Below are 11,216 nucleotides of genomic sequence, written 5' to 3' on the forward strand. Positions count from 1 at the left end.
AATGACCGCGGCGGCGCTGGCGCCGCGACAGCCGGTTTGCTAGAAGATACGCAGTCCTACTAACTGGATTTGCGCAATCGGACGTCCCATGCAGCACCATCGTCTGAAGGTACTGGGCTTGCAGCCAGGCCGGGCCGGGACGCGCCGGATTTTCGGGCCGCTCGGACATCCGCCCGGGGGCAGGGGGCGGCTTGCCCGGGTCGGGGTGCCGATGTCATCCTGCCGCCGGCCGCTGATAGCCAGAGCTTCCCGCCGTTGCCCGCAGGCCGGGAACGGTTGCGTCCAGGGGCCGTCCTCCGCAATTCCCACAAGGTATCCGGCCCTGTCCGGGCAGAGGCGGGATGCGGTCGGATGTCGTGGTCATGCCTGCGTGAAGCGCATCCGCGCGGAGGGCGTGCCCGTTGCCTGTCGGATCAACGCCGCACCGGGGGCGGAGGCGCCCGGTGCGCGCGCGTGGATCGACCGGGTCCGCCTGGTCCCTGGCGTGCCCCGGGCCATGGCGCCGCCGAGCGTGCCGGAAAGCATGCCGGGCCGCGACCCGTTGCGGCACTGGCCGAGAGAAACCGCAACACAGGTCAGGCTGGCAGTCCAGCAGCCCTGACCGCCGACAAACCGTCTGGGGGGACGACGACTTGAAACTCCTGCTTTCCACGACGCGGCGCTCTCGTGCCAGGGCCATCCGCCATGCCCTGGCCCCGCTGGGGGTCGAAACCATGATCGCCGGCTTCGGGTCGGACCTGGTGGCCTGGGCCGATGCCATCCTTCCGCTTGAGGGGCGCGACATCTGCTATCTGCAGGCGGTCTATCCGCAGCTTGCAGGGCAGAAATTCCTGGCGCCCGACGCGGCGACTTTCGGGCTCTGCGAGGACAAGCAGGCGCTCAGCGACCGGTTGCAGGCGGCCGGTTTCGGCGACTGGCTTCCGCTGCCGCGCCAAGGGGCGGCAGCCGTGCGCAAGCCGCGTGTCAGCACCGGCGGGGCGCGGATCACCAGGGCCACCTACGAGACCGCCGGACAGGACCCCGCCTGGACCTGGCAGCGCTGGATTCCCGCCGAGGTCGAACATGCCGCGCATCTGCTGGTCGGCCCGGGCGGCGACATCGCGATGAGCCGCATGGTCAGCTATCCGCACCGCCCCGGCACCATGCGCCGGGGGCTGCGCGACGGCGGCGGCAAGGTGCAGCCCCTGCCGGGCGATCACCTCGAGGTCTTTTCGGCCATGCTGGCGCACCTGGGCTTCCGCGGCTTCTGCTGTTTCGACTATTTCGTCGAGGACGGTCGGCCGCAGGTGCTGGAACTCAACGGCCGTATCGGCGGCTCTCTGATGCGGATGCCCGGACCACTGGGGCAGGCCTACTGCCAGGCCCTGCGGCCTGATCTGACGGCGCAGTGGCCCGCGCCTCTCTGGCCCGCCTCGGTGCGCCAGAGCGAGGGGGTGCGGGGCCTTGCCGAGCAGCTGCGCGGCAGGGCTGCCGGTCTGCTCCGGGGGCGCGGCACCCGGGGGCTGCCGCCGGTCGCGCGCTGCCGGACGCCTCCCGCTAGGGAGGCCGCGCAAGCGGGCCGCCGCCTCTCGACAAATGGCCTCCGATGGGGGACAAGCCCGGGGACGACCCGGGGGACCGGGCGCAAGGTACAAAGGGGATCCGCGATGAAATTCACCCTCTCCTGGCTCAAGGAGCATCTCGACACCACCGCCTCCCTCGACGAGATCCAGGAGGCGCTGACCGACCTCGGGCTCGAGGTCGAAGAGGTGGTCGATCCCGCGGCGAAGCTGAAGGGCTTCAAGCTGGTCAAGGTGCTTGAAGCGGAACAACACCCCGATGCCGACAAGCTGCGGGTCTGCCGCGTGCAGACCGACGAGGGCGAGACGCAGATCGTCTGCGGCGCCCCGAACGCCCGCGCCGGCATCACCGCCGTTCTGGCAAAGCCCGGCATGTATATCCCCGGCCTCGACATCACCATCTCGGTCGGCAAGATCCGCGGCGTGGAAAGCCACGGCATGATGGCCTCGGAACGCGAGCTGGAGCTGTCGGACGAACACAACGGCATCATCGAGCTGGAGAACGGCGACGTGGGTCAGGAGTTCGCCGACTGGCTGGCGCAGAACGATCCCACCAAGGTCGATCCGGTGATCGAGATCGCCATCACCCCGAACCGTCCCGACGCGCTTGGCGTGCGCGGTGTGGCCCGCGACCTCGCCGCGCGCGGCCTCGGCACGCTGAAGCCGATGGCCGAGGTCTCGGTGGCGGAAACCGCCGGTCCCTCGCCGATCAAGGTCACCATCGACGAGAGCGCCAAGGACGGCTGCCACACCTTCGCCGGTCGCCTGATCAAGGGCGTCAAGAACGGCCCCTCGCCCGCCTGGCTGCAGGACAAGCTGCGCGCCATCGGCCTGCGCCCGATCTCTGCGCTGGTCGATGTGACCAATTATTTCACCTACGATCTGAACCGCCCGCTGCACGTCTTCGACGCGGCCAAGGTCTCGGGCGACCTGCGGGTCCACCGCGCCAAGGGCGGCGAAGAGCTGCTGGCGCTGGACGAAAAGACCTACACCATCCCTGCCGGCGTGCTGGTGATCTCGGACGACAAGGGCGTCGAGAGCATCGGCGGCATCATGGGCGGCGAGGCCTCGGGCTGCACCGAAGAGACCACGGACGTCTTCCTGGAAGCGGCCTTCTGGGACTTCATCTCGATCGCCGAGGGCGGCCGGGCGCTGAAGATCAACTCGGACGCGCGCTACCGCAACGAGCGCGGCATCGACCCGGCCTTCAACCGCGAAGCCCTGGATCGCGCCACGGCGCTGATCCTTCAGCTCTGCGGCGGCGAGGCCTGCGAGGCCGTGGTGGCGGGCGAGGCCCCCGACGTGTCCCGCGCCTACAAGCTGGACACCGCGCGGTGCTCCTCGCTGGTCGGCATGGACATCCCGGCAGAGGAACAGCGCGCCACGCTGGAGCGCCTGGGCTTCGTCATGGAAGGCGACATGGCCCATGTGCCCTCCTGGCGCCCCGATGTGCAGGGAGAGGCTGACCTTGTGGAAGAGGTGGCCCGCATCGCCTCGCTGACGAAGCTGGAGCCGAAGCCGATGCCGCGCATGGTGCCCGGTGTGCCGAAGCCGATCCTGACCCCGCTGCAGAAGCGCGAGCAGGTGGCGCGGCGCACGGCGGCGGCGCTCGGCTACAACGAATGCGTGACCTACAGCTTCATCGACAAGGCCTCTGCTTCGCTCTTCAACGGCGGCGATGACGCTACCATGGTCGCCAATCCTATCAGCTCGGAGATGAGCCACATGCGCCCCGCCCTGCTGCCCGGCCTGCTGCAGGCCGCGGCCCGCAACCAGGCGCGCGGCATGACCGACATGGCGCTCTTTGAAGTGGGCGCGGCCTGGCACGGCGGCGAGCCGGGCGAGCAGCACCTGCAGGTCTCGGGCATCCTCGTCGGCCAGACCGGCCCCAAGGATGTCCATGGCGCGGCCCGTCCCGTCGATGTCTTCGACGCCAAGGCCGATGCCGAGGCGATCCTTGCGGCCATCGGCGCGCCGGCCAAGGTGCAGATCCTGCGCGAGGGCGATGCCTGGTGGCATCCCGGTCGCCATGGTCGCATCTGCCTCGGCCCGAAGAAGATGCTGGCGGTCTTCGGCGAGATCCACCCCAAGGTGCTGGCCGAGATGGACGTGAAGGGCCCCGTCGTGGGCTTCACCATCTGGCCGGAAGAGATCCCGCTGCCGCGCAACACCGATGCCTCGAAGGGGGCGCTGGTGCTGAACGACCTGCAGGCGGTGGAACGCGACTTCGCCTTCGTCGTTGACGCCGGGGTCGAGGCGCTGACCCTGGTCAACGCGGCCTCCGGCGCGGACAAGGCGCTGATCTCGGATGTGCGGATCTTCGACGAGTTCATCGGCGGCAGCCTCGGCGAGGGCAAGAAGAGCCTGGCGATGACCGTCCGGCTTCAGCCCACCGAGGCGACGCTGAAGGAAAAGGAGATCGAGGCGATCTCCGCGAAGATCGTCGAGAAGGTGCAGAAGGCCACCGGCGGCACCCTGCGCGGTTGACGGAGCGCGGCGCGCTCTCCCCTGCGGGGGAGAGACGCCCCGCCCCCCGTCCCAAGAAGCCGGTCCCATGATCCCTTGGAGAGCACAATGAGCGATGATGACTACGTCTATGACGAGGTAAGCGGCGAGTGGCTGCCGGCCTCTGAACTGGCCGCCCGCGACGCGGTGCAGGTGGTCGATGCCCAGGGTACGCCGCTGGCCGATGGCGACGCGGTGGTGCTGGTCAAGGACCTGAAGGTGAAGGGCGCGGGCACGACGCTGAAGCAGGGCACGCTGATCAAGTCGATCCGCCTGACCGCCAATCCCGAGGAAATCGACTGCCGCCACCCCGAAATCCGCGGTCTCGTGCTGCGCACCGAATTCGTGAAGAAGAGGTAAGCCGATGCTGAGCGTCTACCTGTCCGGAGAGATCCACACCGACTGGCGCGAACAGATCACCGAGGGCGCCTCGGACCTGCCCATCCGCTTCGAGGGCCCGGTCACCGATCACGCCGCCTCGGACGATTGCGGCGTGGCGATCCTGGGTGCCGAGGACAACCCTTTCTGGCATGACCACAAGGGCGCCAAGGTCAATGCGATCCGCACCCGCATGGGGATCGAACAGGCCGACGTCGTCGTCGTCCGCTTCGGCGAGAAGTACAAGCAATGGAACGCGGCCTTCGACGCAGGCTACGCCGCCGCCCTCGGCAAGTCGCTGATCGTGCTGCACGCCCCGGAACACCGCCACGCCCTCAAGGAGGTCGACGGGGCCGCTCTCGCTGTAGCCGAGACGCCTGAGCAGGTGGTGCAGATCCTGCGCTACGTGCTGACCGGCAAGCTGCCCGCCTGAGGCTGGCCTGACATGCCTCCGGCGGGAGTGTTTTCAGCCTGGTGATGATGATGGGAGGGGGCCCGGAGAGGCTCCCTCCTTTTCCATTGGGAGCGTGGCGCGCTCTTCACGGAGAGGGAGGGAGCCTTCATTGCGCCCCGAAACGCGCATCACCAGGCTGAAAGTACTCCGGGGGTGAATTGAGCCCGCGAGGGCTCAAGAGGGGGCAGCGCCCCCTGGCCCCCTCTACGTCCCTGGGCTGCCTCTGGATGTCAGCGCGCCGGGATGTTCTTGCCGCGCTCGACCGCCGGGCGGGCATAGAAGCGGTCGAGATAGGGTTGCAGGTTCCTGAAGCTGTCCCATTCCAGCACCTCGCGGGCGCCGTAGAATTCGAGTCCGTTCAGCCAGGGCGCAATGGCGATATCGGCGATGGAGTATTCGCCGGCTACCCAGTCGCGGCCTCCCAGCGCGCCGTTCAGCACGCCGAGCAGGCGCTTGCCTTCGTTGATGTAGCGCTCGCGCGGGCGGGGATCCTCGATCTCGGCGCCGGCGAACTTGTAGAAGAAGCCGAGCTGGCCCAGCATCGGGCCGAGGCCTCCCATCTGCCAGAACAGCCACTTCTGGACCTCGTACTTGCCCGCGCCCTGGGGCATCAGCTTGCCGGTCTTCTCGGCCAGGTAGACCAGGATCGCGCCGCTTTCGAACAGGCCGATCGGTTTGCCGTCCGGGCCGTTCGGGTCGATGATCGCCGGGATCTTGTTGTTGGGGTTCAGCGAGAGGAACTCGGGGCTTTTGACATCGGCATCGGCCAGGGTGACCTTGTGCGCCTCATAGGGAAGGCCCATTTCCTCAAGCGCGATGGAGACCTTCACGCCATTGGGCGTCGGGAAGGAATAGAGCTGGATCACCTCGGGATTTTCGGCGGGCCAGCGGGCATTGATCGGGAAGCCTTCGGGGAACATGGGGATCTCCTGTTGTCCGTTTACCCCGATATAGGCGCCTGCTAGGGCGAAAGAACCGGCACCATGCGGGAAAGCGTGGATTTCTCGGTGCATGGGCGCAGAATGGCTGCGCGTGACCCATTAACCAGGACGACAGACATGTTGAAAGAATTCCAGGCCTTCATCGCCAAGGGCAATGTCATGGACATGGCCGTCGGCATCATCATCGGTGCCGCCTTCACCGCCATCGTGCAATCCATGGTCAAGGACCTGCTGAACCCGATTCTCGGCCTGATCACCGGTGGTCTCGACTTTTCGAACAACTTCGTCGTGCTTGCGGGTGATGCCAGCTATGACAGCCTCGCCGCCGCGCGCGAGGCCGGGGCCGCCGTCTTCGCCTATGGCGCCTTCTTCTCGGCGGTGATCAACTTCCTGATCGTCGCCTTCGTCGTCTTCATGCTTGTGCGCTACGTCACCCGCGTGAAGGACAAGCTGACCCGCGAGACCCCGCCCGAGACCCCCGCCGAGGCCAAGCCCGCCGGCCCGACCGAGCTGGACGTGCTGCTGGAGATTCGCGACCAGCTGAAGAAATCTGCCTGACCGGAATGGGGAGTCCGCCGCGCGGGCGGGCTCCCTGTTTTCCTGTCAGCTCAGAACCGGTAGCCGGCCCGCAGGCTGAGCGAGGTGGTCTCGGCTGCCAGGTAGTCGGAGCCGAAGTAGTAATGCCCCTCCAGCTCGCGGCGCGACAGCTCGGCGCCGAGGAACAGGCCCGAGGGCATCAGGTAGTCGACCCCCAGCCCGTAGATCTTGCCGTCGATCTCGATGCGGCTGCCGAACTCGCTCCAGTTGGCATAGCTGTAGCCCAGGAAGCCGTAGACCAGCACCTGCCCGGTGGCATAGCCGACACGGGCCTTCAGGTCGGCCACCCCTTCCAGTTCCGAACCCGGTGTCAGCTGCTCGGCGGGGCCGCCGCGCGTATAGGCGATCTCGGGTCCGAAGACGATGTTGCCGTAGGTGAAGTTGTGGCCCATGAACAGGCCGCCCTCGGTGGTCTCGGCAAGGTCATAGGGGAAGCTGGTGGTGCCGCCCTGATTGACGAAATTGTAGCTGGTCTCGCCGCTGCGGAAGGCTTCGGCCTTGAGACCGGCATAGGCCCCGGCCCAGGATTCGGCGGCAGGGGCCGCCTGTGCCGAGGCCACTGCAGTCATGCCGAGAACCCCCTGTGCCGCGATGGCCAGGGTGAGAGCGCCCTTGATGATGTGTTTCATGTCGTTTTCCGGTGTCTGTTGTCGATTTGCTTTCGCATCGCCGTCCCGACCCGGATGGCACGAACGACACGGCGCAGACTTTGGCCTATCCCGCTGCGCCACGCCAGCCCTGCGGGGCCCGTCCCTGCGGCAGGGCCGCAATTTTCGACCATCTGGGGAGTTCAGGGCACATGTACCGACGGGTCAGCCGGGCTGGGCTGGCTGCCTGCCGTTTCCGGCGCCATCCGGGCGGATCCGGTGACGGAGGGCCGGCGCCGGCCTTTCCCTTTGCCCGGCTCTGTGGTTCATGGAGGGCACCTGCGCCGCGCGCATCTGCGGCGCTTCAACTTGCACGGGGAGGCCGCGGGCGTGACGCTCGACCAGCTCGACAGATCCATCCTGCGGGTGCTGCAGAAAAGCGGGCGCACCTCGAACGCCGAGCTGGCCGACAAGGTCGGCCTGTCGCAATCGGCCTGCCACCGGCGGGTGCAGCGGCTGGAGGCAGAGGGTTACATCCGCGACTACGTCGCCCTGCTGAATGCACGCAAGATGCAGTTCGCCACCACGGTCTTTGTCGAGATCGGCCTTTCGGGCCAGGCGGACGAGCTGCTGGAGGCCTTCGAGACCGCCGTCGGCCGGGTGCCCGAGGTGCTGGAGTGCCACCTTATGGCGGGCACGGCGGACTACCTGCTGAAGGTCGTCGCCGAAAGCTCCGAGGATTTCGCCCGCATCCACCGGCAGAGCCTCGCGCGGCTGCCCGGGGTGCAGCGGATGCAGAGCTCTTTCGCACTGCGCACCGTGTTCAAGACAACTGCGCTGCCGGTCTGAGGCGGCGGGAAGGGGGCCGGATGACGGGTCTTGCGATCACATACTGGGGCGGATCGGGCACCATCGCGCTGACCGCGCGGGCCATCGCCGGAGCCGCGGCCGAGGCCGGCGCCGAAGTCTACCTGATGGATGTGCAGCATCCGGAAGACGTCGACTGGGACCTGCTGCAGCGGGCCGGTGCGATCCTGATGGGAAGCCCGACCTACATGGGCGGGGTGGCCGCGGGCTACAAGACCTTCCTCGAGGCGACCGGCAGCACGATCTGGCTGGAGCGGCGCTGGAAGGACAAGCTGGCCGGCGGCTTCACCTGCGGCATCCAGCAGGCCGGCGACAAGCTGGCGACACTGAAGTCGCTGGCGGTCTTTGCCGCCCAGCATGGCATGCTCTGGGTCGGGCAGGAGGTCATCGGCGCCCCGGTCTTCCCCGAGCGCGCCGGGCTGAACAGCTCGGGCACCTTCCTGGGGCTGGCGGTGGAACAGGCCGACGAGGGCCGCCTGCGCCCCGGCTGCGATGCCTCGGCGCGGCTTTTCGGCGCCCGTGTCGCCGGGTCGCTGGCCCGCTGGGGCTGAGGCCTCTCCGAGACCGTCCATGACGGCAAGGAAAAACCCCCGTGGCCAGGCCTCGGGGGTCGTCTTTTCGTGTCGGGTCTTCCGTGGAAGACGAAGCCTAGGACGAAGTTCTCAGAGGAGACCTTCGCGCTGTGCTTTCTTACGCGCCAGCTTGCGGGCACGACGGATAGCTTCAGCTTTCTCGCGCGCTTTCTTCTCGGACGGCTTCTCGAAATGTTGCTTGAGCTTCATTTCGCGGAAAACGCCTTCGCGCTGCAGCTTCTTCTTCAGGGCACGGAGCGCCTGATCGACATTGTTGTCGCGAACACTAACCTGCATGTGGTTGTCACCACCTTCCTAAGTTAAAGTTGCATAAGTTGCAGGAGGTGGCCGTATAGCAAGGCCCGCCCTATTTGTCCAGCAGGCGGGGTGGTCCCGGGCGCCGATAGCGGCGCGAGGGGGACGGATCCGCAGCGAAACCATCCCTGCGCGGGGGAAATCCCGCGACAGAGGCGAAGGAGAGCGCGATGAGCGAGACATTTGCATCCCCCGGCGAATCGGATCCTTCGGCGGCGGAACGGCTGCTTGAGGCGGCCTGCACCCATGTGCCCTTCGACGGCTGGAGCGAGACGGCCCTGCGCTCGGCCGCCGAGGATGCGGGCGTGGCGCCCGGCCTGGCGCGGGCGCTCTTCCCGCGTGGCGCCGTCGATCTGGCGCTGGCCTATCACCGCGCCGGCGATGCCGAGATGGCGCGCCGCTTCGCCGCCGAGGCCGCGGCGGGCGAACATGACGAGATGCGCTATTCCGACAAGGTCGCCCGCGCCGTCCGCCTGCGCCTCGAGATCGCCGACCGCGAACTGGTGCGCCGGGGGGCGGCGCTGTTCGCGCTGCCCCAGCATGCCACCGACGGGGCCAAGGCTGTCTGGGGCTCGGCCGATGCGATCTGGAGGGCGCTTGGCGACACCTCCGAAGATTACAACTGGTATTCCAAGCGGGCCACGCTGTCGGGGGTCTACGGCTCGGTCGTGCTGTTCTGGCTGGGCGATGACTCGCTCGACAACCAGGCCAGCTGGGAGTTCCTCGACCGGCGCATCGGCGACGTGATGCGCTTCGAGAAGACCAAGGGGCAGGTCATGGCCTCGCCGCTCGGCAAGCTGCTGGAACGCGGGCCGCTCGGCCTGCTGGGCCGGATCCGGGCGCCGCAGCGGGCGTCGGACCTGCCGGGCCATCAGAAGATCTGAGGCCCTTGCGATCCTGTCCGCGCGGCGTGACAATCCGGGTCAGCGAGACAAGGAAGGGGAGCGCCTGAAATGCGGGTGATCGAGATTGCAAGGCCCGGCGGGCCCGAGGTTCTGGTGCCGGCAGAGCGGGCCCTGCCCGAGCCGGGGCCAGGCGCGGTGCGCATTCGCGTGGCCTGGGCTGGGGTGAACCGCCCGGACGTGGCGCAGCGCTCGGGCACCTATGATCCGCCGCCCGGTGCCTCGGACCTGCCGGGGCTGGAAGCCTCGGGCGAGATCGTGGCGATCGGCGAGGGCGTGCCCGAGGCCGCCCTTGGCGCGCAGGTCTGCGCCCTGCTGCCCGGCGGCGGCTACGCCGAAGAGGTCGTCACCCCCTACGCCCATTGCCTGCCGGTGCCCGAGGGCATGTCCCTGCGGGCGGCCGCCTGCCTGCCCGAGACCTATTTCACCGTCTGGGAAAACGTCTTCCGGCGCGGGCGCCTCAAGGCCGGCGAGGTCTTCCTGCTCCATGGCGGCTCTTCCGGGATCGGCACCACGGCGATCCAGCTGGCCCGCGCCTTCGGCGCCCGGGTCTTCGCCACCGCTGGCACCGCCGAAAAGTGCCAGGCCTGCCTCGACCTCGGCGCCGAGCGGGCGATCAACTACCGCGAGGAGAATTTCGTCGAGGTGCTGGCGCAGGCGGGTGGCGCCGAACTGATCCTCGACATGGTCGGGGGCAGTTATATCCCCCGGGACATCAGGGCGCTGAAGCTGGAAGGGCGGCTGGTGATGATCGCCTTCCTCGGCGGGCCGAAGGCCGAGGTCAACTTTGCCCAGGTGATGATGAAGCGGCTGACCGTGACCGGCTCGACCCTGCGGGCCCAGTCCGATCAGGCCAAGGCGGAGATCGCCGAGGGGTTGCGCGAACATGTCTGGCCGCTGCTGGCCGCGGGGCGCGTCGCGCCGGTGATCGACAGCAGTTTCCCGCTGGCCGAGGCCGCCGCCGCCCATGCGCGGATGGAAACCTCGGACCATATCGGCAAGATCGTCCTGGAAGTCGCGGGCGGGTAAGGCCCGTGCCGGACGGATCCCCCGCCGGAACTTGCACCTGACCGCGGGGCTGCTCGTCCATAGGGGCGCCTCTCTGGCGCCCCTGCCGTCGCGCGGTCCGGCCTACTTGTCGTAGCTGGCCAGGCCGGTGAAATCCAACGTGCCGAGGATCGCGGTCATCTCCTCCGCCGAGGCGCTGCCCGAGGCCTGCACCAGCACCCGTCCCGCGACGAGACCCGAGATTTCGCCGCTCTGGTTGACCATGCGCTGGTCACCGAATTCGACCAGCTCGCCCATCATCGCCATCATCTGCGGATTGCCCAGCATGCCCGCCATGGAGATCACCATGGGGTTGTCGGCGGCCAGTGTCAGGGTGAAGCTATCGCCAGAAGGGCTGGTGTAATCGGCGGCGGCGGTGCTGCCGCCCATACCCATCATCGCCATGCCCTCATTGGCGCTCTCGTCGATCTCGCGGGTCCAGCCTTCCGGCGCCTCGGGCAGGAAGCGGCCCAGCTTGCCGGCCTGCAGCGC

At 68.1% G+C, this 11,216-nt stretch carries 12 protein-coding genes; 8 read left to right on the plus strand and 4 right to left on the minus strand.

Annotated features, from left to right (window positions below; all coding sequences use genetic code 11):
* Window positions 1-1,646 precede the first annotated feature (1,646 nt).
* From pheT to OS124_RS0119590, 3 genes are all read left to right on the plus strand, one after another.
* Window positions 1,647-4,046 carry a phenylalanine--tRNA ligase subunit beta gene (gene pheT / locus OS124_RS0119580; protein ID WP_010141627.1) on the plus strand — a complete coding sequence of 800 codons (2,400 nt, stop codon included), beginning with the start codon at window positions 1,647-1,649 and terminating at the stop codon, window positions 4,044-4,046.
* An 87-nt stretch (window positions 4,047-4,133) separates the two neighbouring features.
* Window positions 4,134-4,424 (plus strand): alkylphosphonate utilization protein, encoded by a 291-nt coding sequence (locus OS124_RS0119585; RefSeq protein ID WP_010141628.1) that lies wholly within the window; start codon window positions 4,134-4,136, stop codon window positions 4,422-4,424.
* A 4-nt stretch (window positions 4,425-4,428) separates the two neighbouring features.
* Window positions 4,429-4,875 carry a YtoQ family protein gene (locus tag OS124_RS0119590; RefSeq protein ID WP_010141629.1) on the plus strand — a complete coding sequence of 149 codons (447 nt, stop codon included), beginning with the start codon at window positions 4,429-4,431 and terminating at the stop codon, window positions 4,873-4,875.
* A 251-nt stretch (window positions 4,876-5,126) separates the two neighbouring features.
* Here the strand turns inward: OS124_RS0119590 and OS124_RS0119595 are convergent, their stop codons facing one another.
* Window positions 5,127-5,816: a glutathione S-transferase N-terminal domain-containing protein gene (locus OS124_RS0119595; protein WP_010141630.1), complete on the minus strand. Its 690-nt coding sequence runs from the start codon at window positions 5,814-5,816 to the stop codon at window positions 5,127-5,129.
* Window positions 5,817-5,954: 138 nt separating this feature from the next.
* On the opposite strand from OS124_RS0119595, the gene mscL reads away from it, so the two are divergent.
* Window positions 5,955-6,395, plus strand: coding sequence for a large conductance mechanosensitive channel protein MscL (mscL, locus tag OS124_RS0119600; protein ID WP_010141631.1), 441 nt, complete (start codon window positions 5,955-5,957; stop codon window positions 6,393-6,395).
* A 50-nt stretch (window positions 6,396-6,445) separates the two neighbouring features.
* On the opposite strand, the gene OS124_RS0119605 is transcribed toward mscL, so the two are convergent.
* Window positions 6,446-7,063: an outer membrane protein gene (locus tag OS124_RS0119605; protein WP_010141632.1), complete on the minus strand. Its 618-nt coding sequence runs from the start codon at window positions 7,061-7,063 to the stop codon at window positions 6,446-6,448.
* 348 nt (window positions 7,064-7,411) lie between these two features.
* Between OS124_RS0119605 and OS124_RS0119610 the strand changes: the two genes are divergently transcribed.
* On the plus strand, window positions 7,412-7,870 hold the full coding sequence (locus tag OS124_RS0119610) for an Lrp/AsnC family transcriptional regulator (protein WP_029375591.1): 459 nt from the start codon (window positions 7,412-7,414) through the stop codon (window positions 7,868-7,870).
* 20 nt (window positions 7,871-7,890) lie between these two features.
* Window positions 7,891-8,439 carry a flavodoxin family protein gene (locus tag OS124_RS0119615; RefSeq protein ID WP_010141635.1) on the plus strand — a complete coding sequence of 183 codons (549 nt, stop codon included), beginning with the start codon at window positions 7,891-7,893 and terminating at the stop codon, window positions 8,437-8,439.
* A gap of 111 nt (window positions 8,440-8,550) precedes the next feature.
* Here OS124_RS0119615 and rpsU read toward each other — a convergent pair whose 3' ends face one another.
* On the minus strand, window positions 8,551-8,757 hold the full coding sequence (rpsU, locus tag OS124_RS26680) for a 30S ribosomal protein S21 (protein ID WP_005614280.1): 207 nt from the start codon (window positions 8,755-8,757) through the stop codon (window positions 8,551-8,553).
* Between the two features lie 188 nt (window positions 8,758-8,945).
* On the opposite strand from rpsU, the gene OS124_RS0119625 reads away from it, so the two are divergent.
* Together OS124_RS0119625 and OS124_RS0119630 are read left to right on the plus strand one after the other, a co-directional pair.
* A complete protein-coding gene (locus OS124_RS0119625) occupies window positions 8,946-9,659 on the plus strand; it encodes a COQ9 family protein (RefSeq protein ID WP_010141639.1) in 714 nt (237 codons plus the stop codon).
* Window positions 9,660-9,728: 69 nt separating this feature from the next.
* Window positions 9,729-10,706, plus strand: coding sequence for an NAD(P)H-quinone oxidoreductase (locus OS124_RS0119630; RefSeq protein WP_010141640.1), 978 nt, complete (start codon window positions 9,729-9,731; stop codon window positions 10,704-10,706).
* Window positions 10,707-10,808: 102 nt separating this feature from the next.
* Here the strand turns inward: OS124_RS0119630 and OS124_RS27610 are convergent.
* Window positions 10,809-11,216: hypothetical protein (locus tag OS124_RS27610; RefSeq protein WP_010141642.1), on the minus strand; the 408-nt coding region annotated here is incomplete at its 5' end.

Source organism: Oceanicola sp. S124, assembly GCF_000220565.1.
In the GTDB taxonomy this organism is placed as follows: domain Bacteria; phylum Pseudomonadota; class Alphaproteobacteria; order Rhodobacterales; family Rhodobacteraceae; genus Pseudooceanicola.

Excerpts from the sequence above, each read along its gene's own strand:
- OS124_RS0119625 (WP_010141639.1), top strand. The coding sequence starts at position 8,946 with ATGAGCGAGACATTTGCATCCCCCGGCGAATCGGATCCTTCGGCGGCG.
- OS124_RS0119585 (WP_010141628.1), top strand. The coding sequence starts at position 4,134 with ATGAGCGATGATGACTACGTCTATGACGAGGTAAGCGGCGAGTGGCTG.
- pheT (WP_010141627.1), top strand. The coding sequence starts at position 1,647 with ATGAAATTCACCCTCTCCTGGCTCAAGGAGCATCTCGACACCACCGCC.
- OS124_RS0119630 (WP_010141640.1), top strand. The coding sequence starts at position 9,729 with ATGCGGGTGATCGAGATTGCAAGGCCCGGCGGGCCCGAGGTTCTGGTG.
- OS124_RS0119615 (WP_010141635.1), top strand. The coding sequence starts at position 7,891 with ATGACGGGTCTTGCGATCACATACTGGGGCGGATCGGGCACCATCGCG.
- OS124_RS0119595 (WP_010141630.1), bottom strand. The coding sequence starts at position 5,816 with ATGTTCCCCGAAGGCTTCCCGATCAATGCCCGCTGGCCCGCCGAAAAT.
- mscL (WP_010141631.1), top strand. The coding sequence starts at position 5,955 with ATGTTGAAAGAATTCCAGGCCTTCATCGCCAAGGGCAATGTCATGGAC.
- rpsU (WP_005614280.1), bottom strand. The coding sequence starts at position 8,757 with ATGCAGGTTAGTGTTCGCGACAACAATGTCGATCAGGCGCTCCGTGCC.
- OS124_RS0119605 (WP_010141632.1), bottom strand. The coding sequence starts at position 7,063 with ATGAAACACATCATCAAGGGCGCTCTCACCCTGGCCATCGCGGCACAG.
- OS124_RS0119590 (WP_010141629.1), top strand. The coding sequence starts at position 4,429 with ATGCTGAGCGTCTACCTGTCCGGAGAGATCCACACCGACTGGCGCGAA.